The sequence below is a fragment of the Actinobacillus vicugnae genome, from assembly GCF_901687125.1.
Lineage (GTDB): Bacteria > Pseudomonadota > Gammaproteobacteria > Enterobacterales > Pasteurellaceae > Actinobacillus > Actinobacillus vicugnae.
Window position 1 is genome coordinate 29,757 of the sequence record NZ_CABFJY010000046.1, and the last position, 22,479, is coordinate 52,235.

The window sequence follows — 22,479 nt, forward strand, 5'->3', positions numbered from 1 at the left end:
GTTTTAAATCCTTTTTAAATATCATTTAAATACCGTTTAAATTATTAAACTTCGAGTTCGTCACGTAATCCCCGAAAGCTGACCATCACACTTGCTACGGTGTCTGTATGATGTTTCCAGTCAATTGTGTCACTCTCTAAGCGTGATAGTGTTAAAAATGAAATCTTAGCCACGTGTTCACGCTTAAGATTTAACGCCTCGCCATCAAGAGAGAGTCGTTCGGTTTGGTTATCGCTTATCGTTGCCGCTAAAATTCGGCGGTAATGCACGCTGCCGTCGGTACACTCAATGCGAATATCTTGTCGTCCTGCTTGTTTCAACAAACAAGTCGTGTAATAGACCAACTCAATATTGATGCTTTTGCCGACAATATCGCTTGTAAGTGTTAAATCGTTAGTTGAACTTGCCACCCAAATTGCTTTTTGTCTGCCACGTAGAGCATAAAACAGTTGGCGAAGTTGGTGCTGTTCTGCAATCCCATTTAATAAGAAACGATGATTAGTTAGCTGGAACGCATTTTTTGCCGTGTCTAGGTAATGCGGTAATGCCGTACCGTTATCCAGTTGCTTAATCAAACGCAAGTATTGTGCGGTAATATCTTCCGACCATTCACTGGTTGGTTCTAAAACCGGATGCTGACGATAAGTCGGTAAGTGACTAATATCCGAGGCATAGCCGTTATGTTCGTGAATTTGTAACCGGATTTGTGCGGTTGCCATGCCATCACTTAAACGGGTAAGCTGTGGCATATCGGTCAGCACTGCGGAGCGCAACGGATAAACTAACGTGTTGGTATCAAAGCTATTCAGTAACGGACGCTTAACGTCGAGTTTATCCGCTGAAATACCCGTAATATCAACCATTTCACGTTTATTCCCGTTCATCAAAACCGCACGCCCACCGATATAAAAGTCAAAGCCCGTAGTTGCAAGTGAAAGGGTTTTATCGCCTTGTTGAGTCGGCTTATCTAAATAAACTTGATGGGTAAAAATCGGCATTGCCCACACTCTTGCACCGTAAGCGTAGAGCATATTTTCTAAACGCTGACGTTCTGTTCCGGTTGTTGAGACTTTAAATTCAAAAGTTCGACGAGGTGATAAGCGTTTGGCAATACGTTGTTCCGCTCCCGTAATAGACTGATGTACGGTCGTCAAAAATTCCAATTTTTCCGTTACGTCTTCCGACCAATCTGGGAAAAATTCCCAGTCGGTGGAGCGTGAACCCGTGATGCGCAACGTAACCGGATTTTTGCCGGCAATAGTAAAAGTTACCGTACAATCAATTTCCGCTGGACCATTCATTCCAACTTTAACAGTCCACTTTTTAAGCGCCAGAGCGCGCAGCGTGAGTGGCGTTTGACTACCGGTTAGCGTAATGCCTTCACCATCTTGAATATCTACTTTGGTTAAATTGACAGTGTGTCGGTTCGCATTCCAGACATGGACATCAAACACTTGCTCTGTCGAGATTGAGCCTAGATTGACGGTATGCGGAATCACAAGCACGCGGCTGTACAAATCACAGTAGTAGTTCGGCACAATATAAGCTTGCGCTGGCTGAGCTAAATCTAACAACTTGCCTTGGGCTAGCGTGCCAGCTGTTACAGGCAGTAAGTTCGGGGCAATACGTGCGCCCCCTTTGTAAATCGGTAAGCGGTCTAAATAGCCCGTATCTTTACACGAAATGCTTTTACCGCTTGTTGCAATATAACCGTTAATATTTGCCATTTTTATTCCACCATGCGGTATGCCACGGCTTGTGTCCCCGAATTATTTTTTCCTTCTTCGATGGAGCTTTGATTGCGCACATCATATTGCGCACTCGGAATAATCATCCATTTCTCCCCATTGATAGTCAGAATTTGACGGGGCGAGAGACCAACCATCGTACATTCGTAGCGGTCGGGGAGAATGCCAATGCGACGAAAAATTCCATCAATCCCATGTGCGATTAAGCTGTGCGGACAGGGTATTAACGACTGCCCGAATTTAGATTGACTGTAATAGACTAACAAGGCATCCGGGTGATAAGTATTTTCATCAGTTGTCATCGCCGCTCTGCCAAGCGTAAGCAGATATTTGCCTTTATCTGCATTACTCAAATCTTTATAATCTGAAACATTTGCAGGAGCGAAATACCATGGCGTGCGTTTATCGCCACTAATACCATCGGCACGAACTACCGCTTGATTGCCACGTGCCCCGTTAGAAAAGCCGTAAGCATGATCGCTATTTTGATAATGCGCATAGTTCTTAGTGATATAAGTACCATAGGTATATTGACCGCCGGTATAAGTGCCTTCTTTATTTAACGTACCAATCCCGAAGTGACGGAATTTTTCCGCTTCAATTTGCACGACAACGTGTAAATATTGTTCGCTGCCGAAAAAGTCATAGGACGCATAATTACCTTTTTCTAATTGAGACGTTGCCGTATCGATTTCACGATAAGCGTGCTTTCTTGATGAACCCGGCTGTTCATTGCCTTTCTTGCTTGTATCGAAGCTGGTATTCACATAAGTAAACAATTGATTAACTTCAGGCTTAAACATAAGAGACCAGTAGCCTTGAGAGTTGTGCAAACACAGTAAATTGTCTTCTGCTTTATCAATTACCCACTTTAAGCCTTGAGCAAACTCACTTAATTTTTTGAGCAGTTCATTAACGTTTTTTGCGTTACCCGTTTGATATGCCATACCTAGATCTCCGTTGTTGTCTCAATCACAAAATAATCTTTAGTTGCTACACGATAGCCACCGTTAAAGACCAAGCCTTGGCGATTATCCGCAATTTGTACACGGTCGCCTGCCGCACGCTGAATACCCGGAATCCAGTACACGCCATCGAAAGCTCCCCAGCGGTTGCGACCTTGACTTGAATCTTTAAGGCTAATAAATTCAACAGGAATTAACGGATAAGCACCGCCTTGACTTTCGCCTAGCGAGTCAATACTTCGCGGTTGTTGATATGAGCTGAACATATCGTAATTGCATAACGGATATAATTCTTGGTAACGAGAGTCCGTACGTAAATTCTTATCACTGCTACCGTAAAAATCACGCCAGCTTTGGTCAGGCGTAAAAAGCCAACAGTTGCCGTATTTAGCGTCAATAATAGAAGAGTGAAGCTCGCCTGTTTGAGAGTAGCGCACCCGCACCGCACGGTTGTTTTCATCTACCACGGGAGCGCTACCGGCAACACAAAGCGGATACGGATATTCTGTCGGTGGCACCGTTGGCAAGATAAAGCCTAGGTACGCACTTGAACACACTTGCGAAATGCGCGTGATAATTTTGCAACAACGCCCATTTGCGACAATGTGATACTCAATCGGGCGGTTATCTGCAAATAATACGACACCGGGAGAAGCATTAATTAAGCCCTTGTGAATTTCAGTCGGCATAACCGCTTTTTCATTGAAAAATGTACCACCCCAGAAGTTAAGGTTATACGTATCAGCCGAAATCAAGTTATCTGTTGAAGCGACAAGATAAATATCTTGTTCAACGCTGGTACCAGTTGATTTCCATGCGATTTGACGGATTTCTTTTTGAGTTGCGGTTTCATTTAATTTTCGGTCAAGTAATACTGTCCACGTTTGTCCATCGCGCTTCAGTGTTTCATCTTCCGTTAAAAACTTATTGATTTTATCTAATAAATCACGCTCGTTTTGTGCCGTGCCTGTTGCGTATGCCATTAGCCTAACTCCTGTTTTAATGTTTGCTTATTCGCCCGAATCACGGTCATTACCGCACGTTCGCCCGCTACCGTATTAATACCTGCCGTGAATAACTCAGCACTATCAACCGCTAAGGTTTGCTGAATATTCACGGGGCTTGCTACCGCCTGTTGTCCTGCCGTACCGTTTTGCATTTCGTGAGTCAATTTCGGCTCACTATATGACGGCATTGATGGGGCAGAGACAAGCCCACCGGTGGCATATTTGCGTAAATGACCGCGGTTAATAGCATGTAAAAAGCCCACGCCATATTTCTGCACACTCGCTGCGCGAACGACGAACTCGCCATTAGATAAGCGTGCCGGAATGGAATCCGACGTGCCTGTACCGGGTCCGGAAATAAAACCGCCGGTTGCTGCCGTGACCGCAGCACCCGCACCACCGAAAAAGCCACTAATGGCACTGGTTGCTTGCATAGCAAGTTGTTGTGCGGCAATCTGCGCCATACTGTTTATTACGGTCAGTGCTAATTGTTTTACTGCATCACCTAAGCTCATCGTGCCTTCAGCCAAACCCATTAAGGCACTTTGAATACCTTGAGTTAAACCCTGTTTAAAGGCGTTTTCAAGCTCATTTCCCGTCTGTTTAAGCTCCTGAATTTTCACTTTCATTTGCTCAAGCATTGCGCCTGCCGCTTCGCCTTGTGCGCCCGGCATTTGTGCCAATCTTTCCAGTAACGGTAATTGTTTTTCAATTTCTGCCACCGTTTGAGCATACATATCTTTTAAGCGTTGTTGTCCCTCAAAGTGAGTAATCAAACCTGTCTGGACTTGAGCTTGAATTTGCTGCTCTTTGGCACTTTGTGCCTGCATCACTTTGTTAATTTCAGCTTCAATGCCACTTAATTGAACCTTGGCTTCTTCCAGCGGTAACATTTGCTTAACTAAATTGATACCGTCTTGATTGTTCGCTTTACTAAATAAAGCGAGTAACTGATTGTATTTACTTTGTACATCAAGCAGATCTGCTTTTGCCGTTTGTCCGGTTAAGCGCAAGTAATCACTATTGAGTTCGCGTAGCTTATTTGTGGCTTCTTCTGCCGTGCGTCTTGTATCTTGTGCCGCTTTTTTTGCATCGCTTTCTGCTTTACGTTGTGCTTTATTCGCTTCCGCTTTCGCTTTTCTGTTCGCTTCTGCTTGTTCACGCAGTTTTTTCTGATTCGCATCAATGGTTTGATAAAGGGCTTCGGCTTCTTTTTTCTGTTCCGCAGTCCAATTACTATTGTTGCGAGCATTATCAATGTTTTTTTCAAGCTCAGTCATGCTGGATTGACGCGCGCGCGTACGCAGTTTTTCTAACTCATCGCCACCTTTTTTCTCAGCTTGCTTTTGTTCCAGCTGTTTTTGCAAACCGATAGCTTCATTGATTTTATTAATGAAGCCTTGCACCGCATTGCCGGACATGCCGGCTTGTGCCGCAATCCCTTCAAATTTTGTGCGCATTGCTTCTAAGCGTTCTATTGCCGTCGTAGAGGCTTGACTCAAGTCTTTTTTCAGCTTTTGAGTGAGTTCTTCCACTTCTGTTTTCATCGCAAGTGCTTCGGTTTCACTTGCTTTGATTGCTTCGGTCAGCAATTTCACTGCTTCTGGGTGTTGTGGGTCACCAATTTCCGTCAATTTTTCTGCAAGCGTACCACCGGCTTCAATGGCGGCATCCCAAGCCACAGCCAATTGCGTTTGAGTAATATTGGCTAATTCGCTGCTTGCCGTACTCATTGCGTCAATTTTTTGCTGTAGCTCGTCAATTTGTGTATTAAGCGCATTCACTTCATCGGCATTAATTAATCCGCCCATGACGCTAGTGCGGTTTTGATTAAGCAATTTATCGCGCTCGGCAATCAACGCTTCAATCTTTTGCTTCGCTTCATCTAATGATGCTGTATTGACTTTTAACTGCTCAAGGCGATCACTAAAACCGCCCATTTCGCCTAATTGAGTACGTGCTTCTACTAGAGCTTTCGTTTTCTCAATGTTGGCATCAAGCGTCGTCAAGGTTTGTGCAAATTGGCGTTCTGCTTCTTCTTCCTGACCTTTTAAATAAAAATAAGCGGCGGCTAAACCAGCAATTGCCGTGACTGCAAGCCCCAAAGTACCACCAACAAGTGAGAACAAGCCTGCACCGACATTGACTGCAGCGGCACGGGCTTTAGCAATAGCAAGCGCACTATAAGCTTGTGTTGCGCGACCAACTGAGACTGTCTCACCATTGACTGCCTGCATTAAAACCACGGTCGCTTGTGCTTGGCGTACTGATGCGGTCGCACTGGCATTAATTGCCGCCATATGCGCACTTTCGGCAATTGCCGCTTTACTTTTTACACCAATACTGGTGTACATCGCTGACAGATAGCGGGCGGTGTATACCGTACCGACTAAGAGAGCAACACTAGCTAATGCATCAAGATTATTGGCTAGCGTAGAAATCGCAGTTGAAACAAGGGTAGAAACACTAAATGTTTTATCGGTATTACCAATAAACTCAAGCCAAGCATTAGAGAGTTGCGTGACCGCTTTACCAATTGTCAGCGGCATTTGCTCATATTGCTTCTGAATAGTGTCCGCACCTTCAGCCACAGCGGTCATAATCACTTGCGTGGTTAATTGACCTTCTTCTGCCATTTTGCGTAATTCACCACGGGTTTTACCGAGCGATTTTTGCAAGAGTTCTAAAATAATCGGGGCTTGTTCCGACACGGAATTAAATTCTTCACCGCGCAATGCACCTGCTGCCATACCTTGTGAAAGTTGAATAATCGCGGCTTGCGCTTCCTGTGCGCCAGCACCGCTGACAACTAATGCTTGTGAGACGGTTTTAGTAAAACGTAATACTTCACCGGAATTTGCGGTGTCGCCTAATGAGCGGAAAACACGGGTATAAAGTTCAGCTGTTGCAGCAAATTGTGTGCCAGTATCATTGGCTACTTGCATTAACCCTTGAAAAGTCCCTTTTGCTTCATTATTGGAGCGAGAAACTAATTTGATGCGTGCTTCAAGACTTTTAAATTCGTCACTGGTTTGCACTAAATTGCCAATGGCAACTTTCCCTAAAGTAAAACTTAACGCCTGTGTTTTTAACGCAGCTAATTGCTTACTGATAGATTCAACACCGGCACGGGTTTTACCAAGTTTTGAAGTCGCTTCATCGGCTTTCTTGGCAAGACCATCTAAGCCGCCAGCACCCGCTTGCGCACCTTTGCCTAGCCCTTGGCTTGCAGCAGCGCCGGCTTGCAATTCTTTTTCAAGCGTTTTAAACTTGCTTAATGCGTCGTTTAAATCGGCTTTAATCTTTAACGCTAAATTTAATTCACTGTTTGCCATAGGAATCCGTTGTAATGATTGAAAACAAATCAACCCCAGAAAATACCACCATACCTGCAGAGCTCTTTATTGGCTTAAGTGTGTGCTTGTTGGGCTTTATGGGGCTGTCCTTGTTAGTTATGTGTTTTACCGATTTCAGCTTTTGGCAAAGTGCTAAAGCACTTTTCGGTTTGCTAGCGGTCGTGGCGGTATTAATGACGATGGTTGGCGCACTGAATAAACTTTCGGTTGGCTCACTGCTCGGATTATTCATTGGTAGCCGTTTATAGTGCCGTAAGCTGTTCAAGATAATCTTTAATTTCCTTGCCACCATTCACTCCGAAAGCCACATCCATTGTGCGACTTGCCCTTAAATTCCGTTCCCGTTTAAGGGCTTTTGTATAAAAAAGCTCTGTTTGTCGGGCGGTGTAATGGCAAATTTCCGAGAAAATATGACCGCTTGCAATTAGCTGTTCGACGATTTCTCCCCAACTGATTTCTGCACCATTTTCTCCAACATTGGCTGCACCGCCTGACGGGTAAAAAAATCGCTATTTACCGTCCACCACATCATTAACACCGTTTCTGCATCTTCGCCTGTCAGATTCTGTACCCATTCAAGCGGTTTACCCACCGAAATACTGACTAAATGCAGTATCTCTTGGTAATGTTCTGCAATAAGGTTCATTAAACCATCTAAACCAAACTCCGCTTCAGCTTTGCTTAACGTGCTGCGCAATGCCGTAACAAATGGCATAAACAACGCACGGTGCTGTAATTGTTGGATAAGTGAATATTCTTTGACTTCGATTTCTTCGCCCGCAATAGTGATTTTCTCATTCGGGAACAATACATTTAATTCATCATTTTTTTGCATAATTACGCCTTTATTGGGTTCAAAAAAGCCCCTAGTATTTAGGGGCAGGAGAATGCGTTATTTTTTAATCTTAACAACGCGCCCGAATCGACCGAGCGTGCTATCACCCGTTTTCGTCGTATCAGCTAACACTTTGGCTTTCGCGCTTAACGCATCAAGCGCGTTTTCGTTGTTAATTAAATTCAACGCTTCTGTCGGATTGAAGTTGATTTTGTACAACTCAACAAGGCTCCATTCATTCGTTTCGGCAAGGTTGATTCCCTCGAAACGCAGGAATAAATCTTTCGGGTTGGTCGTTAAAAGCGCAATAACATCAACATCACCATAGCTATAAGCAACGGTTAATTTCTTGCTTTTTTGCTCTTTCAAAAATTCAATTGTCCCGAAAACCGCATCAACAACGAAGTCCGTGTTTTCTTTTAATTCAGCAATTTTTACATCACTCACATTTTGGTGAACTAACGCAATACGGTCTCCAACTTGAATATTCTCTGGTAATGCTTCTTGCTCCACCTTGCCCGCTTTAATTGTGCTGGCTTCGCCCAAAAGCATTAAGCTCAGGTTTTCTTTGCTCATCTCATGGAATTTGATTGAAACTTCACCCGATTTACCCGTGATGATTTTCTTCACTTCTTGACGCTGACCGCTGTAAGATTCTTTGTGTGTAAATTCTTCCACGCTTAAAGACACGGATAATTCCGACACATCACCGACCCAGCGGAATGCGCCAGCTTGTCCGTTAGGCAAACGTTCAGCAAGATAAACCGCACCTTGACCGTAGCTGTAACTTTCTGTTCTCATTAATTTTCTCCTTTATCTTCAAATTGAATGTGGTTATCGGACGGCATTACACTATCTTCAGAAGCAGTGTTCTCTAGTGGAATGGCTGTTGCATTTTTCGTTTCTACTGAAGATTGGAATTCACTACAACCGATTACTAGACCGACTTGTTGCTGTATTAAGAATGCTGCATCAGCATCACTAACTTGTAATTTATCACCAGGAGAATAGGTCACACCGGCGTGAATATGAGTTTTGATTAATTTAATCTCTTTCATCTGCTTTTACCTATAAGCATTTTAGTTTGATAAGTCTCCATCCAGGCGAGATAGCTATTGCTGTAATCCAATACATCTCCACGTACAAAAAAAGTTTGTTTTGCTCCAGAAATAGGGGGAGTCCACCCCATTAATTGTTCACGGATTTTGCCAATTACCGGGTGTGAAAGTGCAAGCTGTGGATTATCCGGGCTATACTGATAAGATTGCACAATCACAATGACCGAAAAACTGACAGTTACCATTTGGCGTACAGCAATATCACTTTGGTGAGCAATTTCACTATTAGGAACCACATATACTGCCGGAGTTGGTAGTCCTGTTTGGCTTAAATTAGACATTGAACGATATTCCGCTGTGCTACCTACATGATGAATATATGTAGGCATCAGGGGCTTTAGTTTTTCAATTACTAGTTTTAAATCAAAAGGTGCGGTCGAATTAAACATAGTCTTTCAAGCTCTCGTCCGTAAATACACGGTCTTTTTTAACAAATTTGGGACGACCAGATTTCAACGTTAAGGTGTCTTCAAGCCCAAGGCTAAATTTCCCTTCTGCAACCAGTTGTAGCATTTTTAATGCATCGCGATAATCACGTACAATCGGATTATTTTTTTCTTCTGAAATTAGGTGCAAATGCAAGTTATAACGAACTATTGCTCTTGCCCATGTCGTTAAAATACGAGGTGTATTTTTAAAAGGTATGCGATAACCACGTTGGCGCAAATAACCATCAATTAATGCACAGCTATCGGCAATGACTTCATTAATCCGAGTAATGATCGTTAATCCGTATTCAACTTCTGTTGTCGGAAACTGCTTAGTTTCATCACCTTGTAACAAAGCATTTAATACCTGATGAGAAACAGGGGCTAAACCGGGTTGAGCCGTAACTTGCGCCAGCTCAACCACACCTGGTTTTTCACATAACTGTTTTAGATTGATGTACATAACAGTGCCTAAGCAATAACATTCTCAAGGAAGAAACCAAGATCAGGAGCCGTGATTAGCTCTTTCACAGATTCACCAACACGGACGTTATAGCCACCACGCATTCCCATATTTTCATCGAAAATATCACGTACTTCACGAGAGCCAAATTGTGCTGTCAGCCCAAAGGTTGTTCCACCATTGGTATCCGCTAAACGATCACGGTAAATCAAGGCACAATGATTTCCCCAAGCCTGCTGAAGGACTGCTTTTTTGGCTTGATTAACAGTATTGATTAACGCCTGACCGACATAGATATCTTCCAGTTCAAATAATTCTTTGAGATATTCAAGCGGAACAAGTCCTTCATCACCTAAAGAGCCGTTATACGCTTTAATAATAGATTTATTGGTACGTAATGCTGTTGCCGCTTTTTGACCTAACACCATAATATTCGGTCGCATAACCGGGGTATCTAATGCACTTAATAGATCTGCGATCGGTTTACTGTCATCATGTGACCATTGGTTATTGCCAGATAACGTTTTTGTTAATCCATTGGCATAGGATTTTTTGTTAAAAACTAGGTTTGCTGTACGTACTTCTCGACCTAATTCAATTAAATTTGTCGTTTGTTCTGTAGCGCGTCCTTTCGGGTTATAGTTTGTCGGCTTATTAGCAATATCTACTAATGGTACTGGGGCATCGAGTGCAAAATCTTCAGTGGATGACGTTAGTTGTGTTGCACCAAACTCCACTTGATTCGGACGTGACGTACGACCAACACGGGCATTCGGTACAGTAAAACCTTCACCGAGGTTATAGTGAAGATACGTAAATTCTTGTTTGGCAACTGGCGTTCGAGGTAACACTTCATCTGCAATCATACGGCGATTTCGATAAGCAATAGCGATTGCAGTGAGTGCGGGATCAGTAGGGAAATTAGCTTTACTCATTGTATTTTTCCTTGTTCAAAATATGTAAAAGCATTTCATTCTTGTAGAGATTACGACGCTACAAAAATACCTGGTGCAATAAATAGTGAACAGATTTCATCTTCTTCACCATCTTCTTCAGCGATACCAATATAGGCTTGTTTATCAGTCGCCTTGACCGCACGCCCTTTATTATCAGTAGTCAAGTAGTCGCCACGTTTGATTTGTTCTCCGTACACTACTGGCGCTAAGCCACTGCGTACGACATCAACGTGTTCACCTGGTTCTTTCGGTACTCGGGTAGAGACACCGAGTAATTTATCTGTAGCAGCTGTGGCTTGTTTGGCTGTTTCTTTTTCTTCACCATGACAAACAATATGGTAGCCTTCGATTTTTCCTTCAGTCAGATAAGCTATGGTTAATTGGGTAACTTGAGTCATTTTTGGGATCCTTGCATAATGTAATCAACTGCATCAGTCATTGAGATATTGATGCCTTTTTTTGCCTGTTCAGCGTGGTATTGTGCTGCTGCCTGAGCAATAGATTCACCATTGGCAAAATCTACGGCTTTACTAGAACCTACTTCCGGTGCGGATTTTTCAGCAAAATCCAATGGTTTTTGTGTAATGATTTCTTTAATCACATCTAAGGCAGATTTCGAGACAGTTTGTGAACCATCCGAAAAAGAAATCGGTTGAGCCGCATTAGCTACTAAGACTTCAATTAATGCCGCTTTTTGCGCTGGAAATACCTTGCCGTCTTTTACCATTTGTTCAGCAAAGTCCGTTGCTTCTTTTTGTTTTATTGCCTTTTCAGCTTTGGCTTTTTCAGCTTCTGCAGCCTTTATTTTTTCTTCACGTTCCTTCAGTGCGGCTTCACGAGCAGCAAAGTCAGCTTCACGTTTTGCGATTTCCTGCGCCTGTTTTTCAGCGGCTTCTTGTTCTTTAGTTTTATCCATTATGTTCTCCTTGATATCAGTTGAATTATTTTTTTCGGATAATTCATCAAAGGCAAAATCCACAAATGCATTTTCGCCTTCAACATTTTGAGCAAAATTCACATCAGCGAGTCCCTTAACTGCAGGTGGTACTGCACCCAAGAAACCTATGTGACGTAAATAATAATGACCGGGCTTCGGATTACCTGGAGTATCAGGTAAAAATATTGAAGCACTACGTTTTTTATAACGACCTTCATTGACCGCTTCAGCAAAGGCTGCATCAACTTGTCCTACGTGGGCGTAAAGAGTGCCGTCCTCCACGCTAGTTTGTTTCACCCAGCCGTATGCTGGAGCGGTCAATGTCGGATGTCCGATAACAATCGGAGATTCGGATAATTGCGGGTCATAACTGCCAGCAATGTCATTAAGCATATCTGTCGTAAAAGAAATCGCACGCCCATCCATTGCTGTATGCGTGCCTAATTTCATAATCGGCATCTTTGTGAGTTTCATTTCGATAATATATTTGTGATTAATTCAATGAAGTCAGTATGACAGGCAGGAACGCATTTGTATTTTGGACGCGTCTAGAATGTATTTGGTAGGAAAAATATAATGAGTAAGTGATGAGATGATTTATTTGAATTTAAGGCGTTTATAAATGTTTATAAACGCCTTAAAAAGTATCTAAGTAATCATTTATAGAATAAACATTAAAATAGCTTTACAAGCGTTTTATGCATTAAATGCGTTTTCAAGGTGATTACGTGCGATTTCAATTAATCGTTGTTCATTGTCTGCAGAAATACCAAGCCATGGACGAGCTGGAATTATGATACTTCGTGCATATAATGTCCCCAGCTTTAATATTTTTTTATTTTTAGGTTTTATCGTGCCACCAAATTGATGAATTGCCGCATAAGGACGGTCGGAACCAAATATCACACCATGATTATCTGCTTGATATCGTAATGTTCCGCGTAGATCACCGTGTAGGGTGAGAATTTTATCTTGATTGTATTTCTTACTATCTCTATACCAATTCGCTAATGGTTGCCAAGGTGTACCGTCAGGTGCTTGCTGTTGCGTAAATCGGATACTATGGATCTCTAATAAAGTTTCCCCCATCTCACCAAACATAGCTTTTGGATTAGCTAAAGTTTGAACTGCTTTATTTAAAATAGTAGTAAGCTGTTGGGTATTGATTTCAACCTTGACGCCACTCATGTTATCTCCTATGATACAATTAGTTCGTATCGGGTGGGCAGTCTCCGCCAAGACCTCCAATCCCACACCCGGCGAAACTCACCTGTGGTGGCGGGTGAGTTTTTTTACTCTTCATCGCGGTAATACAGCATAATGCCTGTGCGTACTTGTTCAAGATATTCGCTATTATCCGGCGCAAAAATCGTAGTACCTTCCCAACCGTCTTTGCCAACATCAAATACTGCCAGCGCAGGTACTTCTTGTTTACCGTCATCTAGCTTAAAACGGGCAATATAACGACGACGTACAATTAATAAATTTAAATGGTGATGATGTTCTGCTCGTACCCAAATTTCATCCGGTGCTTTAAGTGCCTGTGCAAGTATTTTCAAATAAACTTCACGTCCACGCTTTTTCACTTTTGTGTGACCGCTTCGTGAGGTAAATAACGCCTCACTGATCACTAAAGGCTCACCAATAATATCCTGAAAGATCACCGGATTTTCCTTTGTTGCACCAAATTCCGATAGGAACGAGTTAATATAAAATGCGTCATCCTTATCAGCCGGTAAGATTAATTTATGCGAAATCGTACGTAGTTGCGGCATTGGAATCGGCGTATCTTTACGGTGTGGATAAAACGTTACTTTGCGCGGTTGCTCATTATTATCTAGCGGTGGTAGTGTATGAGCATTAAGCCGAGAAGCACCCGGTATATGCTCAAAGCCAGGGTCAATCCCTTTTGGTACTTTAACTAAACGTGGGTTTAGACCTCGTCTACCAATCAACTTTTCTTCCCATTCAATCACTGGTGCGTTATCCGGTTTTAACCCTAATTTATCCATATAGGCTTGACTACGGGCAATGACAGTGCATTGACACCCCCAGGCATTAATAGGGAAATGTGTTTTCCACCATGGATCGTCATGGCGTAAAATCAGACCATCCCAGTGCATATGTTCAACTCTTGGATGGGTGACTACATCACTGTGAACATATTCCCAATAGGGCATGGTTTCTTTTAACTCTTGCAGTTGCGCATAACGCCCAGCTTGATAGCTACTACGTAAATTCGTTTCGTAAATGATTCGACTACGCCAGTTTCTCCCACCGTTATATTGCCAACCGTGTTTTGCCACAATTTTGTCGAAGTCCTTGCGAAAATCTTCCAGTGTTTTACCATTTTCGATGAAGTCTTGGATAGATTTGGCAAAATCTTCAATAATTTCACGGCGATTTGCCCCAGCAACAACGGCAGCATAATCATGTTCTGCATTATAAATATCAGTCCATGTAGCTGTTGGTGTCGGAATTTTACGCCGATAAAATGCAATTTGTTCGTTGAATGGGACACTGCCGTAAATGATATTATCCATTTTGTTTTGCCTCACTTACCACCGCTTCACGCCCGCTTAAATGTGCCGCACTAAGTGCAATTTCCATTGCTTCGATATAACGGGCTAAATCCATTTCAGGCATTAAGGTTAATAATTCATCACGTAACTGTTCAAGAGATTCAACATTATTTGCTAATGCCCGTACTTGGCTTACCCAGTCATCAATTACTGGTGCAAGGGTATTATCTAGCTGGTTTACCATTTGTGCGGGTATATCTTGTTCATCACTTACAATATGTGCAAAATCAACCTTATTTTTGACCGCACTTTTGTTGTTCTCTGTAGAATCGGTTAAACGTTCCGCCTTTTCCCATTCACCACCGTATGAACTTTGAATTTGTTTTAAGGTTGGACGATAACCTGTTGTCTCAAATACTTTTTTGTCTCGTTCGGCTTTTTCGTTTAAATCTTCTGATTCTTCAAACATTCTGAATATACGCGGTGGCTTAGCGTTAGAAAAATTCATTTGCGTAAGCCAGGTTACCGGACCACGGTTAAAGGATTCGCAGATAACGTCAGAGTCGGCTTTAATAATGGATCCCAGCACTTTTTCCTGTAAATCATCATTGCCTAATCTACCTGGAGTACCTCCAGATGATGATGTTTGTCCTAATACGACACGCTGGATAGTCTCATTCATGGTGTCATATAAGGCTTTATAATCACCCGTTCCGCTACGTCCAGCACTGAGTAATTCAATGGGCATATCTGCTGGCACAATAATGCCGCTATCAGATTGGATTGCGTACAAGGATTCCAATAATTTATTTTGTTCTTCAATAGACGCATTTGGTTGATACCGTCCAAGTGCGGTCGGCATACCGAATTTTTCTAAAAAAATTAGCCAAAATTTTACGCCGTTACGTTTAAATTTACTTGCCCAATAAAGCCAGTGCGCAAGCCCAATACCGTAAGGCTCATCATCATGGTCAGAACCTACGCAGAATGTCCAAAAATAGGGTGTCGGACATTCGATACCTTCAGTCTGATTTTCACGTGTTAATAAACGTAATTCACCTTTGGGCGTAAAACGAAAACGACGTCGGTTACGTACTTTAATATCCGCAATATATTTTCCGTCTTCATTGATTCGATACAGTAATTCAGCGACCGCATAACCGTAGAATATGCCGTAATGCATCAGTTTACTAATACGATCAAATCCAATTTGGTTTACCCAATCACGGATAAAATCTGCCGCTGCAATATCTTGCGGTTCATCGCTAGCAGGCTCTACCACCCATTCACGAGCGACTAATGCATCTTGTCGTTGGCTGAAAGTGCGTTTGACTTCTTCATCGCTCAATACATCTTCATATAAACTTAAATCACCGCCTCCACGACCTCGTAATACGCCGTCTTCCGGTTCTGCTAATGCACCAACATAACCTTTAGTAATATCCAATCCATCACCTGTTGCCGCAATTTCACGGTTAAGCTCCGGCTTTTTATTTTTACTTTTAAACCAGTCTTTAACTGACATATTTAATATCCTCTGAAGTCATTACCACCGCGAATTGAACCAAAACCTCGCCCTGTACGAACGCGCTCAAAACTATTGTTATTGAATAATTGAGTGGTTGTTCTTGTACCTGTAGAACGAAAATCGATCTCAAAACTTTGGTCGTTACGGTAAGCATAATGCAGCAATAGATACGCAATCGCCGCATCACCATGGCGTTTGGTTTTATTTTGTCCGACAGTGCGTTTATCCGGCAGGCGTGGAATGCCTTTTACTACTTGAAAAGCACGTAAATCTGCTAATACATCATCATTTTTTACAATATCAAAAAGCGTGTCATCTTCTAAAGCGGCTTTAAACGGGGCGGTGTGTTCGCGATACCAGCTTTCGCTTAGCATTACGCCTTCTACAATTGCGCCATAACGATCAAAAGCTTTTTCTGACAAACTTTGTCCATTGCCTCGAGCATCATTAGCGGCTTTACTAAAACGCGGTAAACGATCACCAATATAGAAATAAATCTGTTCTTGTTGCGCAAACGGTATATTAGAGAGCTCTAATAACAATACATTTTTGAGACGGAGATCAGATTGTTCCTGCCCAATAGCGATAACGGATAAGTCACCGCTACGAGCAAAGTCCATACCTAAAAAATGCCTTTGCTTTTCAGGTAGTGCCGTTAATACCGGATAAAGATTTTCATCACACCACTGTGCAATTTCTCTATTACGAATTGGTTCTGGCTGTAGGGCAAACTCATCTTTTTTCTCCAAGCAAAGTCTAGGCGTATCCGCATTCATACGGCTTTCAATTAGGGCACGTGTAAGCCAAGCACCGCCAGAGTTACGAGGAATACAATCTAATTCTTCTGCGGCTGCATCTCCGTAAGAAGCACGTATTTCAGCCACCCACTCATCTTGTGCTTGCAGTGACCAAGTACGTCCTAATCGCAGGCAAATTCGCTGATATAAACCGTCTTTAATGGCATCATCAAAAGTAATAGTATGCAAGCTGTATGGCTTCTTGCCAGCACGTACTTCATTAACCAATTCATTAAACGGATTATCTACACCGTTATGGGTGCTGATAATATGTACTTGACCGCCCCACATGAGTAATGCCATAGCAGCTTTGAGTAATTCCGGTAGATCGTCATGGAATGCAGCTTCGTCGATAATTACACGACCTTGTTTACCCCTTAAGTTTGATGGGCGAGATGACAGTGCGGTAATTCGCCAACCACTAGAGAATCGGATAACATAGGCAAGAATCGCTTTTTCTTCATCGCCTTCTTTAAAAATTTCTTCTGTTTCTTCAATTTCACCTGCAGCCAATCCATAGGCTTTAGCCCAATCGGCACAATCACGGATAAACTCCTGTGCCATATCTTTGTTATAACCTATGTACCAGGTATCCATACCTTTTTGAGACGCAGCAAACAGTGCAGAATCTGCAGCTTCACCCCATGACAAACCGATACGGCGAGACTTTTCGCACACTTTGACCGGGGTTAAATCTGCACACCATCGCTGTTGATAACCCAGTAACAACATTGGCGTTTTATAGTGTTCCTGTACTTGCAATGACACGGTAGATTGCTTAAATGGAAGCATGCCTATCGCATCTTGGTTTGGCTTAGTCATTACACAATCCCTAAAATTTGTTTTCGGATTTGGTTTGCGGTGTCTTCCGTCAAGCCGTTTTTCTTCACGACTTTCTCCACTTCTTTAGCAGCTGCCTCAGCACGAGCTTTAATTTCTGCCTGGTATTTCTTTAAGTTAATGCTTGCACTAATGAGCGGGCTAATGTTTTTCCCTACAAAAGACAGTGCAGCAAGCCGTTTCATCGGATCATCTTCTTCCTTAATTTCCTGTAAGCTCATTAATGCCTGAAATACTTCACTTTGGATCATTTCTAAAATAGCGTCGCTTTGTGCACTTTTTTCATTGCTAATATTTTCAGAAATCACCTTTGCCGCTTCTGCACTGGCTTTTATTGAAGCAAGACGTTGTTCTAGTTTTTGTCCATAACGGTGTACTGCACTTTTAGAAATATCATAACCACGGGCTTTCAAGGCTTCTTCAAGTTCACGATAGCCACTAAAATTATTTTCCACTAATGCAGCATCAAGCCAGTCTTTGACGGCTTGTGGTAGGTTTTTTACTGTCGAACGTTTCGGCATAATTATTCCTTACCAATATTTTTCAGGACGTGCGATTCCTGGGTTTGCTGGTGACGTATATTCCACAACATCTACGCCATTACTTGTTAGCTTAGCGTGCCAGCGAGCCGTATCTCGTCCCTTAATTTCGATTAATGCTTTACCTGCTAGATAATCTAATTCACGGCGAAGTTCTAATGCAGTTAGCTGCATTGGTACACATTGAATCGTACTTAAAATCAGACTTTCCGCTGCACCAATTGGACGAGCATGGTCGAGAGTAAGCAAAATTAACCAGCGTACGTGTTCACGTTTATTTTTATCAAATTCAATCATGTTAATTTCGTCCATACATTAAAATCACTTTATCTAATTTTTCGTTAATGGTATCGAACCGCGCGGAATTAACAGTTTCACTACGGATGGCATCCTCACGCCGCTGATATTCATTCGGCATCGTTACTTTTAGTTCCATAACGGTTTTATTGGCAGTTTCAGATAATTCTTTTGCTGCTTTAATGTCATCATGTAAGCGACGATAACGTTCTTCGCTAAACTTGAATTTCTCATTGAGTTTCGATTCAAATTGCGCTAGTAAAATTTTACCGAAGCCTATTAGCATACCTATAATGGTGATGACCAATCCCACAAAATAGGTGACAACCTGCCATCCACTAATTTCAATCATAGATTTTCCTTACTTATTGTTTTAATCAGCTCAAAATGCTTGCCGGCGCATTCGCCGTATAAGTCATACATTTGCTTGAGTGCGATAAATATTGCATCAACATTATTTTCTGGAAGTGGTACCGGTGACGGGCAAGTTGTCAGCAAGACCGCCGGTAGTGGCTTTTGCAGCACGATTGCGGGCGGTGTTGAGTTCCCGCATGCTGTTAATATCAAACTGACAATGGCGACGTAAATGCTGTGTTTTTGCCAAAATCTTTTGTAATTCATCGGTGGTTTTATCCCCCAGTCTTTGGTATAGCCCTAAGTTTTCAGTCAAATCTAAATTAACCATATTGGCTCGTTTTATTTGCTCATCCAGTGTTAGTAACTGTGTTTGTACTACTTGGTTTTTAGCAATCTCACATTCCAGTTTGGCAGTTTGATAGCCACTGTTATATGCCTGGTAATAACCAAAAATAGAAACGGCAATAATGGCAATGAAATTAATGAGTTGCTTACTTGTATTGGAACTGAACAAAAACTTTATTAATCGTCCAAACATATTGAATTTCCCCAATGCAAGTAGAGAGGCTGCCAACGGTAAATAATCCGTTTGGGATACCCTCGGTTTTCGATGAAATTAGCACGGCTGCGACCGGAATTAACAGATTCTACGGCATGCCAATAAGACATAGGATCAAGCCCTTGTATACGTGCTTTTCGCTTATCGCGTTGTACCCAACCTAATCTGCCGTTATAGGCGGATAAGGCAAATGCCCAACGGTCGCAGTCCGTTACGGCATGGATACGCTGATAAAGCCAATAATCGTAGCTAACTAACGCCCGCAATGCCCAACTTGGGTTAAAAGGCTGATTAGTTTTAAGTTCAGGGTATTGTGTAGCAATCCAATTTGCAGTTTGTGGCATAAACTGCGCTAAACCTTGCGCACCGACATGAGAAAGTGCGGTTACATTCCATTGAGATTCTTGATGGACTTGGGAGGCAAACATAGCAACCGGTGCATTTAATCCCCCAATAGCATAGCTATTACGGGTAAGTTCCCGTTGATATAGCTTGGCAGCTTGCGGTTCAGCCTGTGCTATAAGTGGACAAATTAAGGCAACTACAAACATCAAACGACGAATAATTTGCATAATTACAGCCCTAGTGTGACACCTAACATAACAGCCCCAACAATCAAAGCACGTCGCAATACGACTAAAGCAAAGATCAACTCATAGCCTTTATGTACAGGATATTCCGGTTTAGTTTGGTCTGAGTTTTTAGTATGTTGATGCTTAAAATAGACTTTCCAGTTTATTGCCAAATAACTCCCCGGACTGGAATAAGGAAACAATGCACGATCTAAGTGATAACCAATAATGGCTGCCATACAAACTAAGGCAAGTTTATACAGCACTACCGGCAACTGTTGTGGGGAAACTAACGCAATGACAATAAGTAATACTAATGAGGACACGACCCAAGATAACAAACGACCTTGTTTTAATGCGTTAAAAAAGCCTTTCATACATACTCCTTTATTAAAAATTGGTTGATTAGGCTTTTTTAGTGTAGCTATCTTGAGTGTATAAGTATTTTGGACACGGCTAGAATAAAGTAGTGTAGTTTTTAACTTATGATTGATGCAGAAATAAGGAGGTATGAGAATGTATCAATCTTTTTCTCATATTAACTCACGTGGCAAGAGATATGATTTGCCACCATTAACCACAACGGAGACAATTATGCAAAAACTTACTTTAGACTACATCAAAAGCCTTATTGTCAATGCTGACTATCAACGTTTCGGTGATACTTTAACGGTATGTGTTTTAACCCTGAAAAATGGATTTACCGTAACGGGAGAAAGTGCCTGTATCAACAAGGCAGATTTTGATGCTGACATCGGGCAAAAAATTGCTTACGACAATGCAGTAGAGAAAATTTGGCAGTTAGAGGGGTATTTAGCTGTACAACGCAAATATGACGCTGTCTTATGATCTAGGTATTATAGAGTTAAGTTTAGATATAAAAACTCCAGTTACTTGATTTGAATAGGTAACTGGAGTTTAGTCAATGGTGAAGCTAGCTGATTTTAAACTGAATTAAAGAAACTCAACTAAGTGTTATGTAAGGATTTACGTCCAATACCGGCTAACATTTTCCGTGTTTCTGCATAATCTTTGTGAAATTCCTCAATTTGTTCTGGAGTATAGCGATGTGGATTATCTCGAATATCATCAAGAATATTCTTCAACTCATCCAGATCTCTTTGTAACTTCCGTGTTTCTGCCATTTCTTCTGGGGTTGCTAAATACCTGTTAGTTATTACAGAAATAAGGTATACAATAAAAGGAACTAAAAAAATCAGCCCTGCGGAAATAAATTCTTGCATCATTTGTCTTTGTGCATAGTCTACTGCGCTTGAATCTCCTAATGGATAGATCAGCTTTGAAAATTGGGGCATCAATGCGCTTAAACTCCCCACAACTGCCGCATTTCTTGTAGTACTAACAGGCTTAGCAATCGTTTCAGACATTATTTTCTACCCTTAGCCATTCTCAACTGGCGAACAAGAGGCTCTTTTGCCGATAAATCCACTGTAACAGGTTCACCAACTAACTTACCATCATGAATGCGACGAATTTCAATTTGATGAATAGGATAAAGCCATCGGCTAATGTAATAGCCAATTATTCTTCCTAAATTGTGGAAAATAGGATAGCTTGCTACTATCCCTATCACTACAAATAGAATGTTTAACAATAATGTCAAATTGCTCATCTTTTTTCATTATGATTGGTCGGAAATAATTTTCCGATCTGCACTTGCCATATGATTTTTTACTTTAACAATGCTATATCGCACCGTTTCACGCTTACCTGTAGTGCGTGTAGTGGTACGTAAAGTTACGTTAAATAAATCACCTTTACGGAAACTCGCCGTGTTTTTGTTAATTTTTTTGATAAAATTTTCATCAAGCAGTTCAACAGCCACATCCGTTTTTCCATTATAGCTCATTTTCCAGCCTTTTTCAGAACCTGTAAAGCTAATTTGTGTGAGAGCAATAGTTGCTTCTTTTTCTTCAGTATGTACTTGTGGCACTAAAGAAATAGTCATTTCTTCAATCATTTTCACTTGTGAGCGTTCAAATGATACTGTCTGCACTTCTTCTGTCGTATCTTCGCTAAATTCAATCGAATCATCTTCAGCAGGTAATTGGTCTAGTAGTTTGATTTTAAATTTAGGGGAAATTTTACCTTCAAGCGGTGTTGCAATCAGTTGCTGAACATTCTCACGAACTTTGGAGTTAGTAACTAATTTTGCCACTTTTTTATCTACAGTGAGTTCTTCGCCATCAAGAATGAGCGTGGCTTCATTTGATTTACTCGTAGTTTGTACTTCAAGAATGCTTTTGCCTTTGGTTTTCTTTAAAACATCAAGCACTCCTTTACCAGTAAAAGCTGTTGCCGCTGCACCCGTAGCAAAACCTAAGTATTCCAGCACTGCCATTGCATTGGTCGCATTTTCCAATAGAAAAGGGACTTCTAATGAGCCCGCCTGCACAGGGGCTTGTAGGTAAAGCTTTACAGTACTCTGACGGCGATGGATAGTTCGGTCAGCACGGTTAATTAGCTCTTTCATATTCGTGACAATTTCGACCAACTGATCTGCATCAATACGATGCTCAGCATATTCATTGTCTTTAGCATCATAAGATACGGTAAAACGGATGCTATCGTCTTTTTTCTTTTGTTGTTTTGCTGTCATTTATTTTTCCTTATTGACCTATTGTTTTACGATTC

General features: G+C 41.7%; 27 protein-coding genes. 2 read left to right on the forward strand and 25 right to left on the reverse strand.

Annotated elements, in window-relative coordinates; translation table 11 throughout:
• Positions 1 to 44: 44 nt before the first annotated feature.
• From F8M47_RS09195 to F8M47_RS09210, 4 genes are read right to left on the reverse strand one after another with little or no spacing between them, the layout of a single operon-like run.
• Positions 45 to 1,727 (reverse strand): phage tail protein, encoded by a 1,683-nt coding sequence (locus tag F8M47_RS09195; protein ID WP_150539804.1) that lies wholly within the window; start codon positions 1,725 to 1,727, stop codon positions 45 to 47.
• A gap of 2 nt (positions 1,728 to 1,729) precedes the next feature.
• On the reverse strand, positions 1,730 to 2,695 hold the full coding sequence (locus F8M47_RS09200; protein WP_150539805.1) for a hypothetical protein: 966 nt from the start codon (positions 2,693 to 2,695) through the stop codon (positions 1,730 to 1,732).
• Between the two features lie 2 nt (positions 2,696 to 2,697).
• Entirely contained in the window at positions 2,698 to 3,696 is a 999-nt protein-coding gene (locus F8M47_RS09205) for a hypothetical protein (RefSeq protein WP_150539806.1), read from the reverse strand.
• On the reverse strand, positions 3,696 to 7,055 hold the full coding sequence (locus F8M47_RS09210; protein ID WP_150539807.1) for a tape measure protein: 3,360 nt from the start codon (positions 7,053 to 7,055) through the stop codon (positions 3,696 to 3,698). Before F8M47_RS09210 ends, F8M47_RS09205 begins: the two co-directional genes overlap by 1 nt.
• Before the next feature lie 14 nt (positions 7,056 to 7,069).
• Between F8M47_RS09210 and F8M47_RS09215 the strand changes: the two genes are divergently transcribed.
• A complete protein-coding gene (locus F8M47_RS09215) occupies positions 7,070 to 7,324 on the forward strand; it encodes a hypothetical protein (protein ID WP_150539808.1) in 255 nt (84 codons plus the stop codon).
• 176 nt (positions 7,325 to 7,500) lie between these two features.
• Here the strand turns inward: F8M47_RS09215 and F8M47_RS09225 are convergent, their stop codons facing one another.
• From F8M47_RS09225 to F8M47_RS09310, 18 genes are all read right to left on the reverse strand, one after another.
• Complete coding sequence (locus F8M47_RS09225) at positions 7,501 to 7,911, reverse strand: DUF6631 family protein (protein WP_150539809.1); 411 nt, start codon at positions 7,909 to 7,911, stop codon at positions 7,501 to 7,503.
• Positions 7,912 to 7,968: 57 nt separating this feature from the next.
• A complete protein-coding gene (locus F8M47_RS09230; protein ID WP_117374158.1) occupies positions 7,969 to 8,712 on the reverse strand; it encodes a phage tail tube protein in 744 nt (247 codons plus the stop codon).
• Positions 8,712 to 8,969, reverse strand: coding sequence for a DUF7210 family protein (locus tag F8M47_RS09235; RefSeq protein ID WP_005597522.1), 258 nt, complete (start codon positions 8,967 to 8,969; stop codon positions 8,712 to 8,714). The genes F8M47_RS09230 and F8M47_RS09235 overlap by 1 nt, the downstream gene beginning before the upstream one ends.
• Positions 8,966 to 9,418: a phage tail terminator protein gene (locus F8M47_RS09240; RefSeq protein ID WP_150539810.1), complete on the reverse strand. Its 453-nt coding sequence runs from the start codon at positions 9,416 to 9,418 to the stop codon at positions 8,966 to 8,968. Before F8M47_RS09240 ends, F8M47_RS09235 begins: the two co-directional genes overlap by 4 nt.
• Positions 9,411 to 9,920: a gp436 family protein gene (locus F8M47_RS09245; RefSeq protein ID WP_010945390.1), complete on the reverse strand. Its 510-nt coding sequence runs from the start codon at positions 9,918 to 9,920 to the stop codon at positions 9,411 to 9,413. The genes F8M47_RS09240 and F8M47_RS09245 overlap by 8 nt, the downstream gene beginning before the upstream one ends.
• Before the next feature lie 8 nt (positions 9,921 to 9,928).
• Positions 9,929 to 10,855 carry a major capsid protein gene (locus F8M47_RS09250; protein WP_010945389.1) on the reverse strand — a complete coding sequence of 309 codons (927 nt, stop codon included), beginning with the start codon at positions 10,853 to 10,855 and terminating at the stop codon, positions 9,929 to 9,931.
• 50 nt (positions 10,856 to 10,905) lie between these two features.
• Positions 10,906 to 11,274, reverse strand: a complete 369-nt coding sequence (locus F8M47_RS09255; protein WP_005597515.1) for a capsid cement protein — start codon at positions 11,272 to 11,274, stop codon at positions 10,906 to 10,908.
• Entirely contained in the window at positions 11,271 to 12,287 is a 1,017-nt protein-coding gene (locus F8M47_RS09260) for a hypothetical protein (RefSeq protein WP_010945387.1), read from the reverse strand. The genes F8M47_RS09255 and F8M47_RS09260 overlap by 4 nt, the downstream gene beginning before the upstream one ends.
• 222 nt (positions 12,288 to 12,509) lie before the next feature.
• Positions 12,510 to 13,001 (reverse strand): phage virion morphogenesis protein, encoded by a 492-nt coding sequence (locus F8M47_RS09265; protein WP_010945386.1) that lies wholly within the window; start codon positions 12,999 to 13,001, stop codon positions 12,510 to 12,512.
• Positions 13,002 to 13,105: 104 nt separating this feature from the next.
• Positions 13,106 to 14,356: a PBECR2 nuclease fold domain-containing protein gene (locus tag F8M47_RS09270; protein WP_150539811.1), complete on the reverse strand. Its 1,251-nt coding sequence runs from the start codon at positions 14,354 to 14,356 to the stop codon at positions 13,106 to 13,108.
• Positions 14,349 to 15,860 (reverse strand): DUF935 domain-containing protein, encoded by a 1,512-nt coding sequence (locus tag F8M47_RS09275; protein WP_150539812.1) that lies wholly within the window; start codon positions 15,858 to 15,860, stop codon positions 14,349 to 14,351. Before F8M47_RS09275 ends, F8M47_RS09270 begins: the two co-directional genes overlap by 8 nt.
• A gap of 2 nt (positions 15,861 to 15,862) precedes the next feature.
• Positions 15,863 to 17,482, reverse strand: a complete 1,620-nt coding sequence (locus F8M47_RS09280) for a terminase large subunit domain-containing protein (protein ID WP_150539813.1) — start codon at positions 17,480 to 17,482, stop codon at positions 15,863 to 15,865.
• Entirely contained in the window at positions 17,482 to 18,021 is a 540-nt protein-coding gene (locus tag F8M47_RS09285) for a DUF3486 family protein (RefSeq protein WP_150539814.1), read from the reverse strand. Before F8M47_RS09285 ends, F8M47_RS09280 begins: the two co-directional genes overlap by 1 nt.
• Before the next feature lie 9 nt (positions 18,022 to 18,030).
• On the reverse strand, positions 18,031 to 18,336 hold the full coding sequence (locus F8M47_RS09290; RefSeq protein WP_010945381.1) for a hypothetical protein: 306 nt from the start codon (positions 18,334 to 18,336) through the stop codon (positions 18,031 to 18,033).
• A 1-nt stretch (position 18,337) separates the two neighbouring features.
• Complete coding sequence (locus F8M47_RS09295) at positions 18,338 to 18,688, reverse strand: hypothetical protein (protein WP_010945380.1); 351 nt, start codon at positions 18,686 to 18,688, stop codon at positions 18,338 to 18,340.
• Between the two features lie 102 nt (positions 18,689 to 18,790).
• Positions 18,791 to 19,231, reverse strand: coding sequence for a hypothetical protein (locus F8M47_RS12305; protein WP_244298111.1), 441 nt, complete (start codon positions 19,229 to 19,231; stop codon positions 18,791 to 18,793).
• On the reverse strand, positions 19,216 to 19,824 hold the full coding sequence (locus F8M47_RS09305; protein WP_150539815.1) for a transglycosylase SLT domain-containing protein: 609 nt from the start codon (positions 19,822 to 19,824) through the stop codon (positions 19,216 to 19,218). Before F8M47_RS09305 ends, F8M47_RS12305 begins: the two co-directional genes overlap by 16 nt.
• A gap of 2 nt (positions 19,825 to 19,826) precedes the next feature.
• Entirely contained in the window at positions 19,827 to 20,201 is a 375-nt protein-coding gene (locus tag F8M47_RS09310) for a putative holin (RefSeq protein ID WP_150539816.1), read from the reverse strand.
• 217 nt (positions 20,202 to 20,418) lie between these two features.
• Here F8M47_RS09310 and F8M47_RS09315 point away from each other — a divergent pair, with 217 nt between their 5' ends.
• The gene (locus F8M47_RS09315; RefSeq protein WP_150539817.1) at positions 20,419 to 20,673 is read left to right on the forward strand and encodes a Gp49 family protein; all 255 of its coding nucleotides are present in this window, start codon (positions 20,419 to 20,421) and stop codon (positions 20,671 to 20,673) included.
• A 119-nt stretch (positions 20,674 to 20,792) separates the two neighbouring features.
• Here F8M47_RS09315 and F8M47_RS09320 read toward each other — a convergent pair whose 3' ends face one another.
• The 3 genes from F8M47_RS09320 to F8M47_RS09330 are packed head-to-tail and all read right to left on the reverse strand — an operon-like array spanning position 20,793 to position 22,444.
• The gene (locus F8M47_RS09320) at positions 20,793 to 21,212 is read right to left on the reverse strand and encodes a hypothetical protein (protein ID WP_150539818.1); all 420 of its coding nucleotides are present in this window, start codon (positions 21,210 to 21,212) and stop codon (positions 20,793 to 20,795) included.
• Positions 21,212 to 21,457 (reverse strand): hypothetical protein, encoded by a 246-nt coding sequence (locus F8M47_RS09325; protein WP_150539819.1) that lies wholly within the window; start codon positions 21,455 to 21,457, stop codon positions 21,212 to 21,214. Before F8M47_RS09325 ends, F8M47_RS09320 begins: the two co-directional genes overlap by 1 nt.
• A 9-nt stretch (positions 21,458 to 21,466) precedes the next feature.
• The gene (locus F8M47_RS09330) at positions 21,467 to 22,444 is read right to left on the reverse strand and encodes an LAPAL motif-containing putative phage structural protein (protein ID WP_150539820.1); all 978 of its coding nucleotides are present in this window, start codon (positions 22,442 to 22,444) and stop codon (positions 21,467 to 21,469) included.
• Between the last annotated feature and the right edge of the window lie 35 nt (positions 22,445 to 22,479).

Excerpts from the sequence above, each read along its gene's own strand:
- F8M47_RS09195 (WP_150539804.1), bottom strand. The coding sequence starts at position 1,727 with ATGGCAAATATTAACGGTTATATTGCAACAAGCGGTAAAAGCATTTCG.
- F8M47_RS09200 (WP_150539805.1), bottom strand. The coding sequence starts at position 2,695 with ATGGCATATCAAACGGGTAACGCAAAAAACGTTAATGAACTGCTCAAA.
- F8M47_RS09205 (WP_150539806.1), bottom strand. The coding sequence starts at position 3,696 with ATGGCATACGCAACAGGCACGGCACAAAACGAGCGTGATTTATTAGAT.
- F8M47_RS09210 (WP_150539807.1), bottom strand. The coding sequence starts at position 7,055 with ATGGCAAACAGTGAATTAAATTTAGCGTTAAAGATTAAAGCCGATTTA.
- F8M47_RS09215 (WP_150539808.1), top strand. The coding sequence starts at position 7,070 with ATGATTGAAAACAAATCAACCCCAGAAAATACCACCATACCTGCAGAG.
- F8M47_RS09225 (WP_150539809.1), bottom strand. The coding sequence starts at position 7,911 with ATGCAAAAAAATGATGAATTAAATGTATTGTTCCCGAATGAGAAAATC.
- F8M47_RS09230 (WP_117374158.1), bottom strand. The coding sequence starts at position 8,712 with ATGAGAACAGAAAGTTACAGCTACGGTCAAGGTGCGGTTTATCTTGCT.
- F8M47_RS09235 (WP_005597522.1), bottom strand. The coding sequence starts at position 8,969 with ATGAAAGAGATTAAATTAATCAAAACTCATATTCACGCCGGTGTGACC.
- F8M47_RS09240 (WP_150539810.1), bottom strand. The coding sequence starts at position 9,418 with ATGTTTAATTCGACCGCACCTTTTGATTTAAAACTAGTAATTGAAAAA.
- F8M47_RS09245 (WP_010945390.1), bottom strand. The coding sequence starts at position 9,920 with ATGTACATCAATCTAAAACAGTTATGTGAAAAACCAGGTGTGGTTGAG.
- F8M47_RS09250 (WP_010945389.1), bottom strand. The coding sequence starts at position 10,855 with ATGAGTAAAGCTAATTTCCCTACTGATCCCGCACTCACTGCAATCGCT.
- F8M47_RS09255 (WP_005597515.1), bottom strand. The coding sequence starts at position 11,274 with ATGACTCAAGTTACCCAATTAACCATAGCTTATCTGACTGAAGGAAAA.
- F8M47_RS09260 (WP_010945387.1), bottom strand. The coding sequence starts at position 12,287 with ATGAAACTCACAAAGATGCCGATTATGAAATTAGGCACGCATACAGCA.
- F8M47_RS09265 (WP_010945386.1), bottom strand. The coding sequence starts at position 13,001 with ATGAGTGGCGTCAAGGTTGAAATCAATACCCAACAGCTTACTACTATT.
- F8M47_RS09270 (WP_150539811.1), bottom strand. The coding sequence starts at position 14,356 with ATGGATAATATCATTTACGGCAGTGTCCCATTCAACGAACAAATTGCA.
- F8M47_RS09275 (WP_150539812.1), bottom strand. The coding sequence starts at position 15,860 with ATGTCAGTTAAAGACTGGTTTAAAAGTAAAAATAAAAAGCCGGAGCTT.
- F8M47_RS09280 (WP_150539813.1), bottom strand. The coding sequence starts at position 17,482 with ATGACTAAGCCAAACCAAGATGCGATAGGCATGCTTCCATTTAAGCAA.
- F8M47_RS09285 (WP_150539814.1), bottom strand. The coding sequence starts at position 18,021 with ATGCCGAAACGTTCGACAGTAAAAAACCTACCACAAGCCGTCAAAGAC.
- F8M47_RS09290 (WP_010945381.1), bottom strand. The coding sequence starts at position 18,336 with ATGATTGAATTTGATAAAAATAAACGTGAACACGTACGCTGGTTAATT.
- F8M47_RS09295 (WP_010945380.1), bottom strand. The coding sequence starts at position 18,688 with ATGATTGAAATTAGTGGATGGCAGGTTGTCACCTATTTTGTGGGATTG.
- F8M47_RS12305 (WP_244298111.1), bottom strand. The coding sequence starts at position 19,231 with ATGTTTGGACGATTAATAAAGTTTTTGTTCAGTTCCAATACAAGTAAG.
- F8M47_RS09305 (WP_150539815.1), bottom strand. The coding sequence starts at position 19,824 with ATGCAAATTATTCGTCGTTTGATGTTTGTAGTTGCCTTAATTTGTCCA.
- F8M47_RS09310 (WP_150539816.1), bottom strand. The coding sequence starts at position 20,201 with ATGAAAGGCTTTTTTAACGCATTAAAACAAGGTCGTTTGTTATCTTGG.
- F8M47_RS09315 (WP_150539817.1), top strand. The coding sequence starts at position 20,419 with ATGCAAAAACTTACTTTAGACTACATCAAAAGCCTTATTGTCAATGCT.
- F8M47_RS09320 (WP_150539818.1), bottom strand. The coding sequence starts at position 21,212 with ATGTCTGAAACGATTGCTAAGCCTGTTAGTACTACAAGAAATGCGGCA.
- F8M47_RS09325 (WP_150539819.1), bottom strand. The coding sequence starts at position 21,457 with ATGAGCAATTTGACATTATTGTTAAACATTCTATTTGTAGTGATAGGG.
- F8M47_RS09330 (WP_150539820.1), bottom strand. The coding sequence starts at position 22,444 with ATGACAGCAAAACAACAAAAGAAAAAAGACGATAGCATCCGTTTTACC.